Annotated in this window: 18 protein-coding genes and 4 pseudogenes; 7 read left to right on the top strand and 15 right to left on the bottom strand. The window is 68.2% G+C overall.

All coding sequences use genetic code 11. From position 1 onward, the window contains the following. Positions 1–3: 3 nt before the first annotated feature. The 4 genes and pseudogenes from ACFW6P_RS30015 to ACFW6P_RS30000 all read right to left on the bottom strand — a co-directional run bounded on the left by ACFW6P_RS30015 (position 4) and on the right by ACFW6P_RS30000 (position 4,391). The gene (locus ACFW6P_RS30015; RefSeq protein ID WP_386359423.1) at positions 4–1,092 is read right to left on the bottom strand and encodes a hydrogenase expression protein HypE; all 1,089 of its coding nucleotides are present in this window, start codon (positions 1,090–1,092) and stop codon (positions 4–6) included. 1 nt (position 1,093) lies between these two features. Continuing rightward, entirely contained in the window at positions 1,094–2,614 is a 1,521-nt protein-coding gene (locus ACFW6P_RS30010) for a hypothetical protein (protein WP_386359424.1), read from the bottom strand. Between the two features lie 264 nt (positions 2,615–2,878). Then, complete coding sequence (locus ACFW6P_RS30005; RefSeq protein ID WP_386425482.1) at positions 2,879–3,343, bottom strand: DUF6069 family protein; 465 nt, start codon at positions 3,341–3,343, stop codon at positions 2,879–2,881. 309 nt (positions 3,344–3,652) lie between these two features. After that, positions 3,653–4,391 (bottom strand): annotated as a pseudogene (locus ACFW6P_RS30000) (SDR family oxidoreductase). Positions 4,392–4,913: 522 nt separating this feature from the next. Here ACFW6P_RS30000 and ACFW6P_RS29995 point away from each other — a divergent pair. Continuing rightward, positions 4,914–6,035, top strand: a pseudogene (locus tag ACFW6P_RS29995) (ATP-binding cassette domain-containing protein); the annotation flags it as partial. A gap of 1,370 nt (positions 6,036–7,405) precedes the next feature. Beyond that, positions 7,406–9,358, top strand: coding sequence for an SMI1/KNR4 family protein (locus tag ACFW6P_RS29990; protein WP_386359427.1), 1,953 nt, complete (start codon positions 7,406–7,408; stop codon positions 9,356–9,358). A 404-nt stretch (positions 9,359–9,762) separates the two neighbouring features. On the opposite strand, the gene ACFW6P_RS29985 is transcribed toward ACFW6P_RS29990, so the two are convergent. Together ACFW6P_RS29985 and ACFW6P_RS29980 are read right to left on the bottom strand one after the other, a co-directional pair. Then, the gene (locus ACFW6P_RS29985; protein WP_386425493.1) at positions 9,763–11,046 is read right to left on the bottom strand and encodes an IS701 family transposase; all 1,284 of its coding nucleotides are present in this window, start codon (positions 11,044–11,046) and stop codon (positions 9,763–9,765) included. A gap of 347 nt (positions 11,047–11,393) precedes the next feature. Continuing rightward, a pseudogene (locus ACFW6P_RS29980) lies at positions 11,394–12,626 on the bottom strand (IS4 family transposase). A 139-nt stretch (positions 12,627–12,765) separates the two neighbouring features. On the opposite strand from ACFW6P_RS29980, the gene ACFW6P_RS29975 reads away from it, so the two are divergent. Continuing rightward, complete coding sequence (locus tag ACFW6P_RS29975) at positions 12,766–12,957, top strand: hypothetical protein (RefSeq protein WP_386359441.1); 192 nt, start codon at positions 12,766–12,768, stop codon at positions 12,955–12,957. Further along, positions 12,908–13,366 carry a transposase gene (locus ACFW6P_RS29970; RefSeq protein WP_386359428.1) on the top strand — a complete coding sequence of 153 codons (459 nt, stop codon included), beginning with the start codon at positions 12,908–12,910 and terminating at the stop codon, positions 13,364–13,366. Before ACFW6P_RS29975 ends, ACFW6P_RS29970 begins: the two co-directional genes overlap by 50 nt. A 381-nt stretch (positions 13,367–13,747) precedes the next feature. Here ACFW6P_RS29970 and ACFW6P_RS29965 read toward each other — a convergent pair whose 3' ends face one another. The 6 genes from ACFW6P_RS29965 to ACFW6P_RS29940 all read right to left on the bottom strand — a co-directional run bounded on the left by ACFW6P_RS29965 (position 13,748) and on the right by ACFW6P_RS29940 (position 19,480). After that, positions 13,748–14,410, bottom strand: coding sequence for a hypothetical protein (locus tag ACFW6P_RS29965; RefSeq protein ID WP_386359429.1), 663 nt, complete (start codon positions 14,408–14,410; stop codon positions 13,748–13,750). Then, complete coding sequence (locus ACFW6P_RS29960; RefSeq protein WP_386359430.1) at positions 14,407–14,856, bottom strand: hypothetical protein; 450 nt, start codon at positions 14,854–14,856, stop codon at positions 14,407–14,409. The genes ACFW6P_RS29965 and ACFW6P_RS29960 overlap by 4 nt, the downstream gene beginning before the upstream one ends. 19 nt (positions 14,857–14,875) lie before the next feature. Continuing rightward, positions 14,876–17,299 (bottom strand): glycoside hydrolase domain-containing protein, encoded by a 2,424-nt coding sequence (locus ACFW6P_RS29955; RefSeq protein ID WP_386425479.1) that lies wholly within the window; start codon positions 17,297–17,299, stop codon positions 14,876–14,878. Between the two features lie 70 nt (positions 17,300–17,369). Beyond that, positions 17,370–18,203: an ABC transporter permease gene (locus ACFW6P_RS29950; protein ID WP_386359432.1), complete on the bottom strand. Its 834-nt coding sequence runs from the start codon at positions 18,201–18,203 to the stop codon at positions 17,370–17,372. A 281-nt stretch (positions 18,204–18,484) separates the two neighbouring features. Continuing rightward, the gene (locus ACFW6P_RS29945) at positions 18,485–18,871 is read right to left on the bottom strand and encodes a hypothetical protein (RefSeq protein WP_386359433.1); all 387 of its coding nucleotides are present in this window, start codon (positions 18,869–18,871) and stop codon (positions 18,485–18,487) included. Positions 18,872–19,015: 144 nt separating this feature from the next. Continuing rightward, positions 19,016–19,480: a hypothetical protein gene (locus ACFW6P_RS29940; RefSeq protein WP_386359434.1), complete on the bottom strand. Its 465-nt coding sequence runs from the start codon at positions 19,478–19,480 to the stop codon at positions 19,016–19,018. Between the two features lie 106 nt (positions 19,481–19,586). Between ACFW6P_RS29940 and ACFW6P_RS29935 the strand changes: the two genes are divergently transcribed. Further along, on the top strand, positions 19,587–20,057 hold the full coding sequence (locus ACFW6P_RS29935) for an aldehyde dehydrogenase family protein (protein WP_386359435.1): 471 nt from the start codon (positions 19,587–19,589) through the stop codon (positions 20,055–20,057). 55 nt (positions 20,058–20,112) lie between these two features. Here ACFW6P_RS29935 and ACFW6P_RS29930 read toward each other — a convergent pair whose 3' ends face one another. Next, the gene (locus tag ACFW6P_RS29930) at positions 20,113–20,331 is read right to left on the bottom strand and encodes a hypothetical protein (protein WP_386359436.1); all 219 of its coding nucleotides are present in this window, start codon (positions 20,329–20,331) and stop codon (positions 20,113–20,115) included. A 378-nt stretch (positions 20,332–20,709) separates the two neighbouring features. Here ACFW6P_RS29930 and ACFW6P_RS29925 point away from each other — a divergent pair, with 378 nt between their 5' ends. Further along, on the top strand, positions 20,710–20,964 hold the full coding sequence (locus tag ACFW6P_RS29925) for a hypothetical protein (protein WP_386359437.1): 255 nt from the start codon (positions 20,710–20,712) through the stop codon (positions 20,962–20,964). A gap of 25 nt (positions 20,965–20,989) precedes the next feature. Here the strand turns inward: ACFW6P_RS29925 and ACFW6P_RS29920 are convergent, their stop codons facing one another. Beyond that, positions 20,990–21,160, bottom strand: coding sequence for a hypothetical protein (locus ACFW6P_RS29920; protein WP_386359438.1), 171 nt, complete (start codon positions 21,158–21,160; stop codon positions 20,990–20,992). 174 nt (positions 21,161–21,334) lie between these two features. Further along, complete coding sequence (locus tag ACFW6P_RS29915; RefSeq protein ID WP_386425476.1) at positions 21,335–21,709, bottom strand: N-6 DNA methylase; 375 nt, start codon at positions 21,707–21,709, stop codon at positions 21,335–21,337. A gap of 63 nt (positions 21,710–21,772) precedes the next feature. On the opposite strand from ACFW6P_RS29915, the pseudogene ACFW6P_RS29910 reads away from it, so the two are divergent. Continuing rightward, positions 21,773–21,864, top strand: a pseudogene (locus ACFW6P_RS29910) (IS5/IS1182 family transposase); the annotation flags it as partial.

Here is a 21,864-nt window from a genome sequence, read left to right as displayed (position 1 = left end):
TCATCAGGGCCGCCAGCGCGGGTCGTAGCCGCTGGTCAGCTTGCGCTTGTTGTGGCGCCACCTGGGCTCGTGGTTGACCAGTTCGTTGGTCATGCCGCGCAGCCGGCGGATGACCGCCCCGTACGGCTTGATCACCACGGAGGACAGGGTGCTGCCGGGGGGCTCGTCCATGAACGGCATGAAGGCGTCGGGGAAGCCGGGCATGGTGCAGCCGATGCAGATGCCGCCGACGTTGGGGCAGCCGCCGATGCCGGCCATCCAGCCGCGCTTGGGCACGTTGCAGTTGACGACCGGCCCCCAGCAGCCCGTCTTGACCAGGCACTTGGGCGAGTTGTAGTCCTTGGCGAAACTGGCCTGCTCGTAGTACGAGCCGCGGTCGCAGCCCTCGTGGACCGTCTTGCCGAACAGCCACTGCGGGCGCAGCATGTGGTCCAGCGGAGGCGGGGGCGCGGAGCCGGCCGCGTGGTAGAGGACCCAGATCAGGGTCTCCATGAAGTTCTCGGGCTGGATGGGACAGCCGGGGACGTTGACGACCGGCAGGCCGCCCTCGGAGACGAAGTCCCAGCCCAGGTAGTCGGCGAGGCCCATGCAGCCGGTCGGGTTGCCGGACATGGCGTGGATGCCGCCGAAGGTGGCGCAGGTGCCGGCGGCCACCACCGCCCAGGCCTTGGGGGCGAGTTGGTCGATCCACCAGTTGAGGGTCTGCGGCTCGCCGGTCTCCGGGTCGTTGCCGAAGGACGTCCAGTAGCCGTCGCCCTCGATGATGTTCTGGTTGGGGATCGAGCCCTCGATGACGAGGACGAACGGGGCCAGTTCGCCGCGTGCGGCGGCCCGGTAGGGGGCGAGGAAGTCCTCGCCGCCCAGGCTCGGGGAGAGGACCTTGTTGACGAGGTTCACCTTGGGCAGCCCGGGGATCAGCCCGAGCACCAGGTCCTCGATGGAGGGCTGGTCGGCGGCCGTCAGGGAGACGGTGTCGCCGTCGCAGCTCATGCCCTCCGAGATCCAGAGGATGGTGATCTCCTCCAGCTCCCGCCGGTCCTCGGCCCGGGAGGGTTCCTTGCTGACGTCGGTGGTGCTGCTGTACGTGGTCATGTCACTCGGCCTCCGCTGCGGGGGTCTCGGAGTCGGTCGTGTGCCGGGCCTGGGCCGCGACGGGAGCCGGTGCCGACGGCTCCTCCGGGGTTCCGGCGGGCCCGAGGGGTTCGAGCTCGTCGGGCCGGAAGTAGTGGAAACGGCCGTACCAGTTGTGCAGTTCGGCCGCGGGGTCGTCGTCGAGGGTGACGGCGAGGTGCACGCTGCCGTCGACGTCGTGGAAGACGGCGGCGACCTCGGCGGTGCGTCCGGCCAGGAACATGTCCTGGGCGTCCGCGCCGCGTCCCCGGGGGCGCAGCCGGACCCGGCTGCCGCCGCCCAGGGGCACGCCGTCGAGGAGGACGGTGTCGGTGGACGGGGAGAGGCCGTCGTCGGCGCCCTCCTGCCACCAGGCGGGGCGCTCGGCGGGCTTCTGCGGCACGGGGGCGGCCGGGGCGAGGGAGCGGACGGCGCCGTGCAGGCGCTCGAACACCTCCCGCGGCATGGTGTCGACGCGGTCGAGGATGGCGGCGGCCCGCGGGTCGGTGGCCCGCGCCTCGCGCTTCTCCTCGTCGGTCAGCAGCATCGTGCGCAGGGTGAGGATCTCGTCGATCTCGGCGGCGTCGTGCAGGTCGCCCGGGCTCTCGGGGGCCACCTGGGGGTGGTCGGGCAGGATGATCGGGGCGGAGAGCATCACGTGGCCGGGTTCTCCGGCGGGGCCGCCGAGGACGGGGAACGTGAACGCGTTGCGGCAGGAGCGCGCGTGCCCGGCCAGCTCGGCCGGCGGGTCGACGAGCGACACGAACTCCACGCCTTCGCCGCCGAGGAGGGTGTGGGTGGCGAGGAGGGCCCGGCTCAGCGCGTCGTCACGCGGGGCATCCGGCCGGGGGGCGGGGCCGGTGTTCACGGTCCGTACGCGCAGCCGGCACAGGTCGTCGGTGAGCCGCTCCGCGCTGACGGTCGTCTCGGCCCGTACGTCCTCGCGGTGCCGCACGATCCGGCCGACGCCGCCGGGCAGCGGCTCGATGTCCGTGCCGGCCGCGGCGCCCACGGGCACGGTGCGTCCACCCCGCAGGAGCTCGTCGAGCGGCACCTCGACCTCGCCGTCACACGGTACGGCCTCGTCGAAGGTCAGGTGCTCGGCGCCGTCGTCCGTGCGCAGGGACGCGACGGGCCGGTGGCCGGCGCCCTCCACCTGCTTGCGCTGCATCTGCAGGTAACGGACACGCACGCGGACCCGGGCGTCGTCGGGCCGCCGGATCCGCAGCAGGCACTCGGTGCGCTGGTACCACGAGTCGGCGGACCCGGAGACGCCGGGCACGACGGGACCGTCCGCCTCCACCCAGTCCCGGGGGAAGAGCACCCCGAACTGCCAGCGGACGCGGTTCTTGGCGGAGGAGCGGCGGTAGGGGTAGAGGAGGTAGCCCTCGTAGAGGACGGCGTCGGCGACGGCACTCATCCGCGCGAAGACGCCCGGGGACCGGTCCGCGCCGTCCCGCGTCGCCGTACCCGCCGTGCCGACTTCGGCCACCCCGTCCGCCATCGCGCCTCCTTGTCCCGGTGTGCACGCCCATCCCTTCCACCACATTCACACCGCTCATCCACGGTCGCCTCCTCCGGCTCAGTGCCCTTGGGCCGTTCGGGTCGGGTGCGGGGTGCGGGGGCGGGGAGGTCGCGGGGCGGGGAGGTCGCAGGGCGGGGAGGTCGCAGGGCGGTGGTGCGGACATGACGACGGCCCGTCGGCGGTGGGGCGCGACGGGCCGTGTCGGGATCCGGGGGTCGTCCGGGGTGGCGGCGGGGGCCGATGTCACCGCCGGACGTGGGACAGGCGCAGCGCCAGGAGGGGGATGATCACCGCGGCGGCCACCACGTGCGACACGGCCAGGACGATCTGGGTGGACGTGGCCGTGTGCGGGGCGACGGCGGGCCCGGCGAGGGACAGGACGGTGAGCGCGACCGTGGTGACGATGAAGGTGCGTGCGGGCCGCTTCGCCCAGCGGGCGAGGGCCATCGCGAGGACGATGCCGAGGACCGACCAGAACACCACACCTCCGAAGAAGCCGCCCACGGGGATCTCCGCCGCCTCCTTGGCACCAGGGCTCGCCGCCTCCATCGGCACACCGGCGGCCCGCATGAGGAGCGCGAACGCCTCCGTCAGGACGGCACCGGCGAGGGTGGCCAGGAGGCCGACCAGCCAGACGGGCCGGGTGGTGAGAAGAGAGCTGCGGGACTCGGTCCGTGCGCCAGGGTTCTGAGAGGACGTCACGCTCATGTCGGTTTCTCCTGCGGGGTGTTGAGCTCGGTGTGCCTTGCGGAGAGGGAGACCGGGCCGCCCGGCGGAACTCATCGGCGGCCGAGGACCTTTCTTCGCCCTTCTTCGGGGGACCGGGCGGCTTCCTCCGGAGGCATCTACCCGTCCCGCACCCTGACGATCCCGCACTCCCCGTTCCCCGGGCCGACGCGCCCGCAGGCTGACCGGCGCCGCGTACGACGTCGTCGAGGCCGGCGGGCGCCGTGCCCCTGCTGCCGCTCGTGCGGGACGGGGCCGCGGTCGCCCTGGTGAGTGCCACGGTCCGTCGGGTCAGCTCTGCTTCAGCCTCTCCTCGAAGCGGGTGGCGGCGAGGTGCGCCGTGTCGTCGCCGGTGAGCACGTCGGGCATGCCCGCGAACGGGCCCGCGGTCTCGTCGGTGACGACGGTGCGGCCGTCCGGTCTCGCCGCCAGGGTCATCTCGCCGAGCCGGTCCAGCCGGTACACCTCGGGGCCGGCGATGGTGCGGATGCCGTTCGACGGCCGTCCCTGCGCCGCCTCGGCGACGGCGGAGGCGACGTCGGCGGAGGCGATGGGACGCAGCCGCATGGACGGCAGCCGCACCCGGGTGCCCCTCGGTGGACAGGTCCATCACCGGGGCGACGAACTCGAAGAACTGCGTGGCGCGCACGAGGCTGTAGGGCACGCCGCTGTCGCGCACGGCCTTCTCCTGGGCGATCTTGGCCTCGTAGTAGCCGTAGCCGGGCACATGGTCGACGCCGACGATCGACAGAGCGACATGGTGGCGGACGCCCGCCTCCTTCTCGGCGGCGAACAGGGTGCGGGCCGAGCGGGTGAAGAAGTCCAGCGCCGCCTCGATGTCGAAGGACGGCGAGTTCGACACGTCCACGACGACGTCCGCGGCGGCGAGGGTCTCGGCCAGGCCCTCGCCGGTCAGGGTACTGACACCCGTGGAGGGGGCGGCGGGCACGGCCTGGTGCCCGGCGGCGCGCAGCAGTGCCACCACCTGCGAGCCGATGAGCCCCGTACCTCCGACGACCACGATCTTCATCACTGTCTCCCTTCGCTGAGGCGCTGATTCACCAGAGAGACAGAGCGGGGTCCGGGGCTGCGACAGGCGGGCCGGTGGGTCACTCCGCCGGCACAACGACCCGACGGGGCGGCGGCGTCGGGAGGCCGCCCCCGGTGCCGGGGAGCCGCGCCGCACACCCGTCCGTCACAGGCGTTTCGAGTCTCCGCGATTCGGCCGATCACCTGCGCCCGCGCGCGGCCCCAGCACCGCCTCGCGGGTGTCGAGCCCTTGCGAGGCAAGGGTCCCGGCCCGTCCGGAATCGAGCGTGTTCGATTCAGGCGGCACGTCGTTGATCCGGGCACCGCCGAGCCGTCCGGGCCCGGCGCCGACCTCCGGGAGGGACGCACACGACCGTGCCCGACGCCTCGACCGCCGACGAGAAGACGCCACCGCCTCCGCCACCCCCGACCCTCACCTTCGAGGGCGAGCACGGCAAGAACCCGCCGGCGGACGCCGGTTTCGCCGTGATGTGCCGCCGTCTGCCATCGGTCCTCGGGCAGGTGGGCGGTCTACTCCCGTTTCGGCGACGAGGTCCGCGCCAACGGCGTGACCGGTTACCTCGTGTACTGGTACCGGGCCCTGTCCGACCGCATCGACCAGCGCACCCTCACCGCGGCGCCGCGCCTGCTGCGCATCACGCTCACCACCAGCTTCCTGGGCGGGGCGTTCCTGCTGTGCACCTGGGCCGCCCTCGCCTGGCTGGCCGCCGGGGGCCGGGTCGCCCTGCCCGTCGCCGCCACGGCCGTCGTCGCCGTGCAGACACGCTCGGCGCGCTCGGTCATTTCGTCGTCCACGGGGCGGCGATGTTCCACACCTCGCTCTACCTGGCCGACATGCGGGCCTTCCTCGAGATGGCCGCCGCACGCGCCCAGCGGCGAGGCGAGGCGACGATCCCGGCACGCGTGGACGAGATCCGCCTCGGCGAGGTCGCCTACCGGTACCCGGACAAGACGGAACCGGCCGTCGCGGGGGTGTCGCTCACCCTGCGGCGGGGCGAGATCGTGGCGATCGTCGGCGAGAACGGATCGGGCAAGTCCACCCTCGCCAAGCTCGTCACCGGCATCCTCCTCGCCGACAGGGGACGCGTCCTGTGGGAAGGCGTCGACCTCGCCCACGCCGATCCCGAAGCGGTGTGGAAGCGGACCGCGCTCGTTCCGCAGAACTTCGCCTGCTGGCCCCTGCGTGACCGGGAGAACATCACCCTCGGGCAGCCGAGGACCTTCGACGACGGGCCGGTGCGGGACGTCGTCGACGCCGTCGGCATGCGGGAGCCGATCGAGCGGCTTCCCCAGGGGCTCGACACGCTCCTCGCCAGGGAACTGTGGGGCGGCGCCGAACCGTCCGGCGGGCAGTGGCAGCGCCTGGTGTGCGGACGCGCGCTGTACCGGCGTACGCCCCCTGGTGATCCTCGACGAGCCGACCTCGCGGATGGACGCCCGGGGTGAGCACGCCATCTTCCTGGAGATCAAGAGGATCGCCGCGGAACGCACGACGGTCGTGGTCACGCACCAGCTGGAGAACACCCGCCCGGCCGACCGCATCGTCGAGCGGGAGACGTACGAGGAACTGACCGCCGGGGGCGGGCTGTTCGCCGAACTCGTGGCCCTGGCGAAGGACCGCTGAGCGGACGCAGCCGGGTACCCGATGCCACCGTCCCCGGGACCGGCCGGCGGTCCCAGTGCGGTGGTATCAGGCCCGGACAGCGCTCACATAGTGGGTGCACGCACTTCCAGGCCCAGAACTATGGTGTCCCACCACATACGCCTGTGATCTGCGTGTTCCTACGGTGTGGCGACACGCAAACGTCCCCCGTCACACTCCGTCACACCCCAGGAAGTGGTGCCGATGTCGTCGCCCGCAGCCGCTCCACCAGCCCCGAACAACCTCAAGCGCATCGTCGCGGCCTCCCTCATCGGAACCACCATCGAGTGGTACGACAACTCATCCGATCAGAGCTACGAGCTGCGGCTTTCCCGACATTGACCCTCCGAAGTCAGCACCGAACCAGCACCGGAAATCTCGTGCTGGGTGCGGAGCGAGGACGTGACCAGTCCGGCGAGCTGCGAACCTGTCAACAGGCACCGCAGATCGTCACTCACCGTAGTACGACCTGTGGGACCAACGCCGACCTCATGGCGGGTCCGGACCGAACGCACGGTCCCTCAGCCGTACGCCTGGCTGAGGCACCACGCGGTCGCAATCTTGCTTCAGTCCGCCTCAACCACCGCCACGAACTTAAGGGGCGGGTCAAGCTCGATCTGCATCGTGAAGACGGCATCCATCAGAGACCTCAAGCGCCCCGGAGCATCGGGCATCACGTGCGCGTAGGTCTGACGGGTGATCCCGGGTCGCGATGCCCCAGCCACTCAGCCATGTTCGTCAACGGTTGAGCCGGCACCCCGAAGCCTGCTGGCCGTCGCGCACGTGCGGCGGCCGGACGGGGAACGGTCTGGGGCTTCTCGGCGCTCGCAGCACCTGCGGTACTCGCTGTGGTCGTGGTGCTTGGAGGGCGTGGTCCGGGCACGTCGAAGCTGACGGACATAGGCAGACCCCACGCTGTCTCGGCAGCGGACCGCGTCGAACGCCGTCACCGTGCAGGGAGGGCGGCGCCCGGCCGGTGTTGGGCGGTGAAGTTCCCCCGCCCTCGGCTGAGTTCGTCCGCACCCTGAAACAGTCGGACCGAGGTGTGCCCTGGTTCCCGGATGCTTCCGGATTTCCGCTGCTCGCCCTGCACCGGGTGTCCGCGGCCTGCCTCCGACCGCGAGCACTCGCCGTGTTGTCCGGCGTCGTCCACCCGGTCACGACGTCACCGTCTCCCAGAGCCGTACCGCCTCGCCGCCTCCTGCGTACGACGAGCACTCCGACCACCGCTGCCAACAGTGCAATTACGGCCGAGGCACCGACGACGGCGGGAGTCAGTTCAGCGGCTGGCCACGATCACCGCAGCCTGAGTATCAGCATCAATGTCAGTGACGGATGGCAGCATCGGGCACATGACGGACACCACGGCATTCGGCTGGCGGTCTTTCCTGGTCAGGTGGAGCGGGGAATGGGCGGATTCCCTGCGGGACGGCGAGACGCGAAGCGAGGACGACGAGGCCGCGTGGCGGGCGCGGTGGCTGGGGTCCTCGCCCGCGTCCGAGGAGCGGATCGCAGCCATGGAGGAGCGCCTCGGCCGACGTATGCCCCCGTCGTACCGAGAGTTCCTGAAGGTCAGCGACGGGTGGCGGCACGCGGGCGGGTTCGTGTGGCTGCTGGCGGGGACCAAGGACGCGCGCTGGCACAACGACGAGTCGGGACTCGCGGACATGTTCGAGGAGTACCTGGACGAGGAGGCCGGGCCAGAAGAGCGGCGAGAAGCGGACGTCTGGCGGCGCGGACTGCAGCTCGACATCGAGTCCGACATCACTTACGTCCTCCTGGATCCCGAGGACGAGGACCAAGACGGTGAGTGGGCCGTGTGCACATGGGCGAGCTGGCGAGCCGCGCCACCCGAGCGGCACGCCAACTTCCTGACTTTTATGCGGGAGATGTACCGGGAGTTCCACAGCCTTCAGGCACATCGGAGCGACGGGAAGCCGGTGTTCGTCAACGACACGACGCGAAGGCTGGACGCCCTAGTGGAGAAGGCCCGGCTCGAGGCGCTACGCGGCGGCTGGGAACGGGCCGGGAAGGCGCTGGACGAAGCCAAGGAGTACGGCCGGCCGCGGGCCGCCGAGCTGGGTGATCAGATACGCCGCCTGCTCGGACAGACCTACATGGTGTACTTCGATGGCCTGGTGACGAACCCGCGGTACGCGCCCGAGCTGATGCCGCTGCTGGTCGCCGAGCACGCGGCGCACTCGTACCGGGACGACTCCACGCTGACGTTCCATCTGCGGGGCACCGACGACGACCTGGTGTCACTGGCTTACGCAACGCTGGATCGGGTGAGGACTGGCACGTACCGGTACACGGTGACCGGACCGTTCGGGGAAGCGGTCGAGCGGGCGCGGGAGCTGGCGCGGTGGGGAGACTGCGATGGGGCGTGGCGGACACTGATCAACGCCATGCCCCTGTGGGAGCCCCTGGGACCGGACCACCTGGCGCCAGTGGGGTGGGTGGCCGACCCCGTGCTCGGGCCGCTGCTGACCCCGGAGCGGGGCCGGGAGCTGCTGTCCACTCCAAGGGGCGGGCAGGTCGGCGAGGCGCCGAGGCCGACGGCCGGGCTCGACCCGGGCGACCTGGCGTGGCTCGCGGAGCCGGATCCGGGCGACAACCGCACGTGCTACCGGTTCGTCCTGGTGGAGAGTGTGGAGCCGCTGGAGTTGCCCGGACGTCTCGTGGACGGGGACGGCACCGTGCTGAACGAACCCATGACCTTCTGGGAGGCGCGCCGCAAGTCGCTGCACAATCAAAGGGAGCTCTCGTCTTACGACGACAGGGCTCTCATGGCGGTTGGCCGGGCTGGCACCGGCTGGAGCTTCGCCTTCGACGGCGACCCCGCCCCGTTCGACCGGCGGCGATTCACCTCCCCAGCCGCAGCCGCCAGTGAGGGCACCCGTGCGGTGGTGGTGTGGAGCGGCCTGAGGACCCGGCACGGGGAACCGTTCTTCCACCTTTCGGTGGCGCGAGACGGTGTCGAGGAGTACGCATTCACGTACGCGGAAGGAGAGATCCAGAAAAGCGGAGAGATACCACCGGCGCTGGACCCAAGCCGGTTCTTCGGCGACTTGGAGGATGGCACCGAGTCGGAACGGTCGCTGCTGGAAGCGGTGGGCGGGGAGTTCGGTGTCCATCTTCCTCGTCACACAATCGTGAACGGGCGGCTGCACACGTTCGCCACCCGGTCCTGGACGCGGCCACCCAGCGACGGAGAGACGTACGCGGTGATCCGCATGCACTGGGGAGCCGCGTGCCCGGCGGACGGCGAGCGAACGGAGGACGACGGACCTGGAAGCAGGTAGAGACCGGCCGGGCCGCGCAGATCCTCGATGTGGCTCTTGGGCTCGCCGAGTACGACCTGCGGCGCCAACCCCGAACTCATGGCGGGTCCGGACGCGACCAAGCCGAACGGGCGGCCCCTCAGCCGTACGCCTGGCTGAGGGCACCACGCGGTCGCGATCTTGCTTCAGTCCGCCTCGACCACCGCCTCCTTCTTATGCGTTGTTTGCGACGCTATCTACTGCGCCCGCTACGGCTCCCCCCGCCAAGGGCGACCTAATGCGGACTCACTCAATGGTCATCACGATCGCCGGTTTGGCTAACCGGCGATCGTGGTCTATGTTGCGGTCGTTCTCCGCTTGGGAGCGTGTCCCCAGCTGCCAGTCACACCTCCGCATGGACTAGTACTCCAGTACGGTTCCGTGATCTATCGAGCGGGTTCGCTGGTGGTCCGTCGTCGGTAGTGGCTGCGTCGGGCTGTTGCCTGGTGGCGTCGGCGCCAGTTGGACCAGTGCAGCAGCCTGGTCGCGGTCACGGCTGGTGGGCTGAAGACGGCGGTGAGCAGGTGGCGGATTTCCGGGACGGTCAGAGTGACCGGATCACGACTGTGGGCGTGGCGGTGCGTATCTGCGGGCCGCTGCGGTGCCGCGTCGGCGGCGAGGGCGGTGAGGAAGGCCAGGGCGAGCATGGCGAGGGTGATGTGCCGGTGCCATGAGGTCCAGTGCCTGACCTGGTAGTGGTCGAGTCCGACCTGGCCCTTGGCAGCCTGGAAGCACTCCTCGATGCTCCAGCGGACACCGGCGACGCGGACCAGTTCGGCCAGGGGCACTTGGGTGGGTAACCAGCACAGGTAGAAGGCGAGTTCGCCGGTGGACCGGTTGCGGCGGACGAGCAGATACCGGTGGCTGCCGGTGCCGACGTGGATCCAGGCCCAGTCGTAGTAGCGCGGGCCCTTCGCGCCGTTTCCGGCGCTCTGCCGGTGCCAGGCCGTGGCGGGCAGGCGGCCGACGACGGTGTCCGCGCGGACAGGAGTGCGGCCGTGGTTGATCCTCACCCTTGTCGAGCAGGCGACGGCCATCACGTAGCCGATGCCGCGTGTCTCGAGGGCGGCGCGGAGCTGGGGGTCCTGGCCGTAGGCTTCGTCGCCGGTCACCCAGGATGCGGCGATCCCGGCATCCAGCGCGGCCTCGATCATCTCCGAGGCCAGACGCGGCTTGGTGGCGAACTGCACCGTCGCGGGTATCCCGGCCGTGGTGCGGCGTTCGGGATTATTGGACCAGGAGTGTTCGGGGATGTAGAGCCGTCGGTCGATCAGGGTCCGTCCCCGGCTGGTGGCGTAGGCGAGGAACACGCCGGCCTGGGAGTTCTCGATGCGTCCCGCGGTGCCGGTGTACTGCCTCTGCACTCCTGCGGAGGAGCGGCCCTTCTTCAGGAAGCCGGTCTCGTCGACGACGAGAACGCCGTCATCGGTGCCAAGGTGATCGGCGGCGTAGGCACGTAGGTCGTCGCGGACGGCATCGGCGTCCCAGCGGGCGTAGCGCAGCAGGCGCTGCAACGGCCCCGGCCGGGCCAGGCCGGCCTGCTCGGCCAGCTGCCAGCAGTTCTTCCGCTCGATGCCCGACAGCAGCCCCAGCAGGTAGGCGCGGGCTGCGGCCCGGGGCTCAACTCGCCCGAACCGGCCCGCGATCCGGGCCATGGCCTGGTCGAACATCGACCACCAGCGGGCAGGGTCTACGCTATGGCCTGCGGCCACCGCACGATCTTCAGGAGTCCACACAACCCCCGATGATCACGCGGTGGCCGTACCCGTTCCCAGCCGGGTCCGCGACAAGATCGCGAAGTCAGACTGGAGTACTAGCCTCAATACCGGTGACTTAGGACTTTGGTGTGCGTTTGACCCGTTTGGGCTTGGTGGCGCCAATGATGGTGACGGCCGGAACACGTGGGCGGTCTGCAACGCGGTGGGCAACGCGTTTGAGGGGCCAGCCGGCGACTTTCCGTTTGATGACGCGGGGGTTGGCCCGGCGGCGTCGCCGTGGCAGGAGGCGTTCGAGGAGTTCAGCGTGGGTGGCTTTGACCGCGCGGACGAGTCTGCCGGGGGGAAAACGCCGCCTGGTCGGTGACCTGGCGGCGCACAACCCGCAGTGAGCGGGTGAAGGAGATCCGGTCGGGGTCCCGGTCGGCTTGTCGTGCGGCCTGGTGCATCAGGTGCCGGATGGCGTGGTGGACGAGCAGGAAGCCGTAGAGCTCCTGCTCCGCTCCCCCGGGGTGATGCGAACGCAGTACCAGGTGCGATCCGCCGAGGTGGGTCTTGATTTCGTCGAGGGTGGACTCGAACTCCCATCGCTGGGCATAGAGTTCGGCCAGTTCCGCGGCCGGGGCCCTTGTCCGGGTCGAGGATCGTGGTGATGAGCCGGTAGACGCCCTCATGGCCGACGATGGTGTACTCCACCGCACGTACGGGCATCCCACGACGGGTGTGGTGGATGTCGCTCCGGTCGAAGATCTCAGTGAGGTAGGAGCCGTCCGGCAACTCCTCGACCACCGGCAGCACGAGGTCTTTGCGGACTCGCCACAGCAGGTCCGCCCCCGTGGCCGCAGCCTCGCGCCACAGGTCCACGCCGTAGAAGCCACGGTCGGCCAGCAGCAACATGCCCGGCCGCAGGGACACCAGGACCGACCGGGCCAGAGCCCGCTCTCCGGTGCGCAGAGCCCCGACCACAGCATCGAAGACAGCGTGGGTGCCGCACTCCACCAGGCCGACCATGCGCAACTGCGGGTAGCCCACGTCCTGTTCACCGCGCCCGGAGCGGGCGGACGGCCGAACGCCCCCACGTTCGCCTTCGTGTCGGGCAGGTCAAATCTGGTGCCGTCGATCGCGGTCAGTCGCCAGTCGCGGTAGAAGGCGCCCTGAGTATCCGGTGTGGCAACCGGACGGCACACCCGCGCGAACAACTGTCGCAGCGGCGCCACACCCAGCCGGGACCTGGCTTTCCAGATCGCCGCCGTACTCGGCACCACCCAGGAAGTACGCCAACGCCGCGCACCCTGCAAACCCGCCGTCAGCAGCCGGGCGACCTCCTCATAGCTCTGCCCGGAGAACAGGCACATCGCCAACACGAAATAGACCATCAGCCGGGCTGGCAACAGCCGGTTCCGCTGCTGCACCCGGCCCGTCTCCGCCAACACCTCGTCCACGAGCGGCTGAGGAAACGACTGCGTCAGCACCCCGACCGCGACCCGGTCCGACAACCGCTCACCAGATGACTTCAGTTGACCCGCTCTTGCCACACCGACAACAACGACCGGATTGCACCTAAGTCACCGGTATTGAGGCTAGCTGTTTTGCACCGTCGGACAGGACGGCTTTCGCCTGCTTGAGTCCGCCTATGGCGGCCGTGCCCCGGACAGGCTGCGGGAGATCCCCGCGGTGCAGGTCCTGCGCCGGGTGTGGGTTCAGCAGTACTACCGCGATCACGTCGGCCGCACCGGAGTGCGCGAGGCCAAAGACCTGCCCCCGGGATTGTTGTCGATCGGCAGCCCGTACGACGCCGAGGCCCGCTACAGCGGGGATGGCCTGGCGCGGGTACAAGGCTCATTTCACCGAAACGTGCCCGGATGACCGGCCCCTCCTGATCGTCCAGGTCACCTTCCGGCTCCCGGACTGCACCCCCTGCCCGGACCGCGCCCGCTGCGCCCGCTCCGCACACAATGCCCGCGCCATGACCTTCCGGCCCCGCGAACAGTTCGAGGCACAACAGCGCATCCGTGCAGATCAGGCCACCGACGGCTGTAAGGAGCAATACGCCTTGCGGGCCGGGGTGGAGGGCACCATGGCCCAGGCATCGAGCCGCTGCGACGTCCACCGAGCCCGCTACCGCGGACTCGCACGTACCCATCTCCAGCACGTCCTCACCGCCACCGCCCTCAACCTCGTCCGCACCGACGTCTGGCTCGCCGGAATCCCCCTCGCCGGTGCGTGGACCTCACGTCTCACCCGACTCCACGCCGCCCTGGCCGCCACCATGTGAATTGGCCAGCAGGGTCGAGCACGGGGGAACTTCACGCGAACAGATCCCCCAACCCCTCGGCCAGGACCACCAACTCCGTAGCCCACAGGCTGAGCTGCTTTTCCGTCACATTCGCCAGCATGACCAGTCAACGACAGTACCGATCAACCGTCACAAGATCTGCTGCTGTAGTACTGGAGAGCCGGACGCGATTAACGTCACATGTCCAGTTCGGTGGGGGACCGTTAGAAAACGCCACGGACACCTCGTCAACGGCCTAATTCACTTGACGGGCGGGGGCTGGAAACGGAGCCCTCACGGGCCACCGCGCCAGTCCCCGACCCTACTCAATGATCAACCAGTTGGACGCCGAGATCAACTCGCGCGAGACCACCAAACCAGTCAAGATGTGCGTTGCGTGAACGTGCGAGATACCTTGAGGCGCTTCGGGTCGAAGGCGTCGGTTGCGCCGGCACCGTGGTTGCCCGGGCCGTCGTTCCACCCGAGTATCTTGCGAGCCACCCCCTTCACACGGGGGTGGCTGGGCTTGAGCGCGATCTCGAAGTGGGATTCCTTCGGCGTCTTGAAGTCACCGCCCCAGGCTACGACGCCATCAAGTTCAGCGAGGATGTCGCGGACGACGACGAGTTCGTTCGGGTACAGGTTGTCCTTCGCGCCGACCGGATACGCGACGGGCCGGATTGCTATCGCGCTTCCGGACAGGTAGTTCGACTCGTATGCCTCGGCCACCTCACGGTTGCTGGTCCAACCGTGAACGTCACCGGCCCGCAGGGAGTCGATCTCGTAGTGGAATCTTCGGGCCACGTGCAGCAGGATCGTGGCCGCGTCGCCCTTAGCGAGTGAGACGTTCCGGCCGCTGCCCTCAATGGTGAATGCTGTTGCCTCGTCCAGGACGGACCAGCCGTTCTTCGACGTTGCGCTCTTCCACGTGCGAGTGTCGGCGGAAGCCGCTGCGGTTCCGCTAAGGTTGACGAGTGTTGCGGCTGCCGCAGCGCCGGACGTGGCGCCGATGAACCGGCGTCGTGACAGACCAGTCTGGGTCATGACTGACTTTCCTTTCGGGGTAAGCGAGTGAGGTGCGTGATGCCGAACTTCACGAGGACGGCAATGGCGACGATGGAGATGACGGCGCACGCCACAAGGGACGGATTGACCCATGCGGGAACCAGATCGAAGTTTGCATTGCACCTGTTGTGCAGTGGGAAGAACTTCTGGAACTCCGCAGCATGCGCATCCCTGTACACCCTGTCGTAGTGCACGTGATGGACGAACTGGCACGTTTCGCGGACATCGAGCCCTGTTCTGAACACGCCCCAGATCCACGCCAAGAGGCCCGTGAAAAGAGAGACAGAGCACACGCGTGCCCACCACAGCGGGCGCCGCCATGATCGGTCTCGAAGTCCGGTCACGATGCGGAAGAAATTCCACAGGTTCCACACCAACCAGACGACGAGGATCACTGCGGCGATAAGGGCTCCAGCTTGCTTCATTCCGTATTTCTATCCGTCGTCACTGGGCGGCGCGTGAGCGGGCTGCCTTGAGGTATTTTTCGTGGTTCGCCTGGTACAGAGATAGCTTGGTGGTCTCCGTTCCCATACGGGCCAGCAGTGCGTCAACGAAGCCCTGCTCAAAGTTGTTGAGCTTGTCACCGCCGCCGGGGAGGTTTTGGTAATCGCTCGGAGACACCACTCCGGCGAGGGTGATGAGTTGGAGCTGAGCGACGGATAGCGTCGCGTCCACCGCGGTCAAGGCGTTGTGCGCGGAAGTCTTGCAGTCGGTGGCGTTGCCCCACCTGTTGGTGAAGTAGTCGTTGAAACGCTTGAGGCCGCCGCCGCCGTTGTAGTGATCCCTCACAGCATCGACGATGGTCTTGCCGCCATTTACAGCCCGGGCGAGAAGGTATCCGTCGGCGTCCTCGATGAGGTCGTTGAATCCGAACGATGAATTGACTCCAGGTACCGCGAGTTTGGCGTGGGCGAACTGCAGCGGATCGGCATACTCCTGCTCGGAGTTACGCCAATCGGCCCAGAACGTCATCAAGTCGCCTGCCCAACCGCCGACATCGCCCCCGTTGGCCGATTTCTTGTTGTCCGGCTGTGCCGTCAGGAGGTGGGCGTTGGCCGTGGCCATCATGTGCTCGGCGCCGAGCTGGTAGCCGGTGAAGGGATCGGTGAACAGGGCCTTGACGCTCATGCCGTTGGAGTTGCAGTAGTCGACGAACCCGCTGTCATACGAGCCGATGAGGTACCACCAGCCGACCTTGTTCGCGAGGTCCTTGTCGCCGTACGATTGGTGGCGGATGTACTCCATGACGAGCTGACTGCGCTTCTGGCCGCTGGCACCGTAGGAGCCCGCCAGGTCGTACAGCTTTTGGACGTAGGCGATGAAGTCGTCGGCAGGGCCAGCGGCATCGCTCACCGACGAGACGCCGCGGTCGAGGCCGGAGACCGCGTCGTTGTCCAGATCGAACCCGTCCGAGCCGTTGGTGACGTGGAATTCCTTGATCTGGTTGAAGGTCCAGTTCCTGGGGATGGGGAAGCCGAGGTTTCCGGAGAACCCATAGGACATGCCGGAAATAAAGGAGTAACGGGCGAACGTCTTGTTGCTCACGGTGCTGCAGACGTTCCTGGACCCGTACACACCGTGCGTGTACTTCTTTCCTTGGCTGGCCAGGGCCGCCTGAACGCCGTGGAAGTACGGCACGATGGAGCTGGCGATCTCCTCGCCGGTCGCGTCGTAGTCGACGGCGAAGTAGATGGTGGTGCCGCGGTTGAAGCCGTAGTCGGAGGCGCACTTGTGTGCGTTCAGACCGTGTGAGTAGCCGTTGGTGTAGGTGAAGTCCGCGAGCTGGCGGGCATTGTCCTGGTAGATCGGGAAGACCTTGAGGCCAGCACCGAAGATGACGTCCAGTTCACCCGGCTTGATCTCCTTGTCGAGAGTGGAGCCGGGCGGGTCGTATATGTAACGGCCGACGAATCGGTAACCGTTGTGGAACAGCCACTTGGCGCGGGAGCTGGTGATCTCGTACCGCGTATCCGAGCCGGTCACAGCACGATCCGGGTCTCCCATGGAGACTAAAAGCTGTGCCCATGTCTCGTAGTCACCGTTCCCGTTCACGGTCAACTTGTTGAATCGCTGGAACAGTTGGACCCACTGGGTGAGCCCGGAGTCGTAGGAGGAGCGCCATGTCGTGTTGACGTCGTTGCCGTCGCTGTCGTAGGTGGGCGAGTTGAAGAGGCATACGGCGGAGAAGAGTTGGACGAAGACTCCGGAGTCGCCCTGGGTGAGCGTATGGGACTGTAACCCTGCCTGGGTGGCTGGCCCGAAGTTACCGTTCGGAGCGGCGATGCCCAGCTCGTACTGCAGGGCGATCATCAGTGACTTCTGGACGTCGCGGGAGTAGATGCCGTCGCAGGGGCCGATGCTGTAGGCGCTCTTGGTCCAGTAGCGGCCGTTGAGCCACTGCTGGATCTCGCGGATCCCGTCGGTTCCGCCCGCCACGACGATGTAGGCGTCCATGTTCATCAAGGCCTTGGCGACCTGGACGTTGATGACCCCTTCGCCACCAATGCCCATGTTGGACCGCAGCTTTGAGACGGCATCGCGGGTGACGCCGGTGAACCAGCCCTCACTGCCTGGCTCGACGGCCCAGTAGCCCTTGCACCACAGGGCGTACTCGAGGATGGCAACGATGTTGCGGTTGGTGTCCCACTCGAAGCCGATGTCGCCGAGGGCGGCGAACTTCGACGCCGTGGTGGGGCCGAAGGACGCCACGACAGGGCTGATGCCGAGTTCGTGCTGAAGTGCCATGACCAGTGAGTTCATGGTCCCCCAGCCGGTCTGGCCGTTCTCCGGGCAGGTGACGTAGCCGGCGACGCTGCCGTAGTTGGAGTTGACCCACTTCTGGGCTCTGAGGACTTGTTCGTCTGCCACAGCTGTTTCCTTTCGCGTGAAACCAGGTGCAAGCGGCGCCATCCGGGCGGACCGCGCCAGGGAGGTGAGGTCAGTTCCGCAGTGCTTCGACGGGTTGGATGCGGCTTGCGCGCCAGGACGGATACAGGCCGACGAGGAGACCGGTGGCGAGCCCGAGTGCGGGGGCAGCGGCGAGGGTCGCCGGGTCGAGGACGGGCGTCCATTCGTTGTGGAACGGGACGCCGACGACAACTGCTGTGCCCAGTAATGTTCCGGCGCTCCCGCCTACCAGGCCGAGGGCAGCGGATTCGGGCAGGAACTGCCAGGTGATGTGGAGGGCGCGGGCCCCAAGGGCGCGCCGCAGCCCGATCTCGCCGATGCGCTCCATGACCGCAGCCAGGGGGGTGTTGGCGATGCCGACCGCCTCGATCACGAGGCAGACGATCGACAGCAGCAGGAACAGCGGCCCCAGGTCGCTACTGACGGCGTTGCGAAAAGCCTTGGGGTTCGGCGGGGGAAGGGCGCGCAGGTACTCGGGGTGGTCGGGCCGCAGGGCCAGGGCTGCCTCCTGCGCGACCTGGGAGGCGGCTCCCAGGTGCGTGGAGACGAGCATCTTTGCCCGCTCGTCTTGCGGGGGTCCCCAGATTCCTTCGGCGGTGGTTCCGGGGATGATGATGGACAGCAGGAGATCTGGCATGCGCTTGGTGTCGTCGAAGATGTCGACCACCGTGAACGCGGTGTTGCCGATGAAGAGGGCGGGCTGGGTACGGAGCGTGCCCGGACGGGCAGCCGTCGATGACCCGATCACGGCGACGGACTGGTGGTGTGCGTCGTGGAACGGGTCGTAACCGTGGCCCTGAATGAAGTGTGGTCTGGCTGCGGCGAGCACGCCGGAAGAGGCCGCGATCACCGGGGTCTGGGACACGGCTCCGTTGCTGTCGCCGACCGGGGATGAGCGGACCGACTCGTCGGACGCGAGGCGGACCTGCCAGTACACGCCGGCGGCCTCGACCCCGTTCAGGGGGCCATCTTCTGGTCGGCGCCCTGGGGGGAAGGCCAGAGGTATGTGATCGGCGTCGAGGCCGCCCCTGTCCTCCACGGTCACTTCGGTGGCGGTGAGGCGGTTGAAGCGAATGTCGATCGACGCGACTATGGTGCATCTTTCGTGACAGCGCCTCCTCGGGCCGGTAGACGCCGCGTCCCGATTCAGTACTGCTCCATCCGGTCGACGTAAATCTTCGGGTGCTGCGGAATGGGCCCGAGATGGACGCCGCCAATAGTGCTGGTCTGGCTGTCGCTCTCATGGGCAGGCACATCGGTCAGGCGGTAGGTGTTCGAGGCTACCCAGTCGACGCTGTTCCCGACGCTGATCTCGATGTAGTAGTTGGCGCTTCCCTCGGTGTCGTTGCGCACGGTGACCGTGGTCCGCACGCCGTCAGTCTCCGGGGTCGCGGACACCTTCAGGTTGCCGTAGAAGAGCACCTTGGTGGCGCCGTCCTGCGAGAAGGAGGGCGTCGGCTCGGCGTCCTCCGCTGGTTCCCCGGAGGTGGCGACGGCAGCCGGCGTGTCCGGCTGCGCCGACGGAGAGACCACCGCGGTCGGCGTCTCGGGGGGGGTGGGCGTTATCCTCCCCGGCGCCGCAACCGGTCGTCAGGAGCAGTACGGCGAGGCCGGACATGCCCCGGCCCTTCCATGGTGTGGCCGGGCCGAGGCGGAGCGGGTGGGAGGGGAGGTGCGTCAGTCGCATGTTCCGACGCTGAGGTAGTTGTCGACCAGGACCTTGCCGGTGGCGTCCTCCATGTAGGAGTACGCGTGGCCGCAGTAACCCTTGCTCTGGTAGACGGGACCGGCGTACTGGGAGAAGGCGCCGAAGTCCTCGGAGTCCGCGGTGGCGGTGTAGTTGTCCTTGAGCCGGACGCCCATGTAGTGCGTGATGCCGGTGTCGTTAAAGAACACGGCGCAGATGGGCCGGTCGTACAGAGCGTTGCTACCGCTGTAGGTGCCGTTCCACCACGTGTACGCGGTGCCATAGGTGCCGTACCGCGCGGCGCTCACGGAGATGGTATAGCCCGATCCGCACACGTTGGCGGCGGCGACCGCGGCGGCGGTGTCTGCCTTCAGGACCTCTTCGGTCCCGCTCGCGGCTTTGGCGGCGACACTGAGACCGCCCGTCCCGCTCACCACGGTGGACTGCGCGGCCAACGGCTCTGCTTCGGAATGTGGTTGATCCTGGGAGGCCGCGCCCGCCGGCGCAGCGACGGCCCCGACGAGAGCAACAGCTACCAGAGAGGCACGGATGGCCAGTCCCATGGAAATTCCCTTGCTGTGGACGGAGTTCGCGATCGGACGTGAACGCGCCTCAGCATCGCCCAGGAATGATCACGCTTTCAAGGGATCTTCACGCAATGACTCCATGGAGGCGATCATTGGCCGAAACATGACATCGATATCACAGCTGACCGAGATGGGGCGCGACTTCACCGCTGTCGGTCCGCTCTCCCGCCCGCCAGCAGGCCCGGGTCCTCGACTACCTGGGATCGGCCGAGAGGAGGGCGCCGAGGTTGTGATCGGCGATGGCCGGCTCGGCGGGGAGGCGTACGACCGGGGCTTCTTCGCGGAGCCGACGATCTTCGACCGGCTGGCGCCGGACATTCGAATCGCCCAGGAGAAGATCTTCAACCCGGTGCCCTCCGTCTTCACGGGTCGATCAGTACGTCCCCGCGCGCGGGCAGCGGCCACCCTCGCAGCCGCGATGAGCTCCCTGGGGGCACGCTCTTGAGGAGGAATCCGCTGGCCCCCGCATGCAGCGCGCGGTGCACGTACGTGTCGCTGTCTCAAATGCCGAGCAGCACCTTGGTGACGTTCGTCGAGGCGGCGAGGATCGCCTCGGTGGCGCGCAGCCCTTCCAGGCGCTGCATTTGGAGGTTCAGGATAGCGACGGCGGGAGAGAGTCGGGTCACCTCCGCGATCGCCGTCCGGCCATCCGGCGCCTCCGCGAGGCAGTCGAGGTCGGGCCGGGTGTCCCTGACGGCGCGCAGGGCGGAGCGGAACATCTGGCCTGGTGGCCCTCCACACCCAGGGCACAGCCATTGGGGCCGTCGATTCTCTATGGGTTGCTTCCGAGTCTTCGGATCGTTGATGTGGTATAGCGCGTTTTGATGAGTTGATCGGTCCGTTGCGGGCGAAGCTGGAGGCGCGACGCCGCATCTGAACGAGCGTCAGCTTCGGCTCCAGTACCGGGCCGAAGCCCGGATACTCGGTCACGGCGGGACCGCCGCCGTCGCGAAGGCGGCCGGAGTCTCCAAGGGCTGCATCTCGCGGGACTGCACCGGCTGCTGATCCGCGGCTCCACCGAGAAGAAACAGCTGGCAGGCGGCCGGATCGACTACGAGTACGGCTACTTCCTGGTCCACGCCCCCACGGCCACCCCGGTGCCGGAGATGATCTCCCGGGCCGGGGCGAGGTGGCAGATCGAGGAGGACAACCGCGAGGGAAAACAGCTGGTCGGCCTGGGCGGCTACCAGGTCCGCACTTGGACTGCCTGGCACCGGCACGTCACCTGCGCGATGCTCGCCCTGTCGTTCCTCGTGGCCCAGCGCGCCCGCCATCACAACCCGCAACCCCCGGCCCGGACGCCCGGCTGCTCCCCGACCATGCCGACGCCGAGGGTAACGCCCTCACCGTGAGGTCAGCAGCCCAGGCCCGCTGACCTCACGGCTCACCCCCGCCCGCGACATCCAGGCGATCCTGCCCGGGATCCGGCTCACCGTCCCCGCCCTGGCCACGCTCCTCGCGCTGACCGTCCTGACGCCCCACCACAGCGACGCCTACCACCTCCAGCAGCACCACTGGCGCACCGAACACCAAGACCAGGGCCACCATCGCCCACTACCGCCGCCGCGACGACCCGCTCCCCGCACGGCTCCGCCCCTGGAAGCAGACCGAACAGAACCGATCACATAGCCGTCACGCATCGAGTCCCTCGATACCTGCGGAGGAACGGCTGCCTTGCGGCTCACGGGAGTCTCCAGGTCGCCGAGGCCGATCTGCTGCCAGTCACTCATCGCAGCCCTCGATCCCGGCGGCAGAGAGGACCGCGAGCATGCTCTGCTCGGTCTTTTGGCGCTCGGCGCGGGCGATGTTGTACGCGTCGATCAGGGTGCCGAGGTCCTCTTGCTCTGCAGCGGTCTGCTTGATGTAGCGGCCGATGTTGAGGTCGTACCCATTCGCCACGATCTCTGCAGAGGGGACAAACCGTGCCGAGAAGCCAGCCGCTCCGTCGCTGTCGGAGCCCGAGTGGTAGGCGGTCACGATGTCGGTGATGTTTGCGTCAGTGAGGACGTTGCGGTTCTTGGCTTTGGTGAACCGTGTGGAGGCGTCGATGAACAGCACGCCGTCCTGCCGCTCCGGGGTCTTTAGACGTCGTCTCATTTGGGTTTGTAATCCTGCGGCATGACGATTGTGGAGCGGCTGGTCCCGGACGGGTTGTGAGAGTTGTTCCAGCGGGTGGTGCCGCCCGCGCCGACGCGTCCGCAGGGCGGTGGGCGGCGCCGGTACGGCGACCGTGAGGTGCTGGCGGCGATCAT

The organism is Streptomyces sp. NPDC058741 (genome assembly GCF_042746715.1).
Taxonomy (GTDB): domain Bacteria; phylum Actinomycetota; class Actinomycetes; order Streptomycetales; family Streptomycetaceae; genus Streptomyces.
The sequence above is the reverse complement of the archived record's forward strand: the minus strand, read 5'-3'. Positions and strand labels throughout refer to the sequence as shown.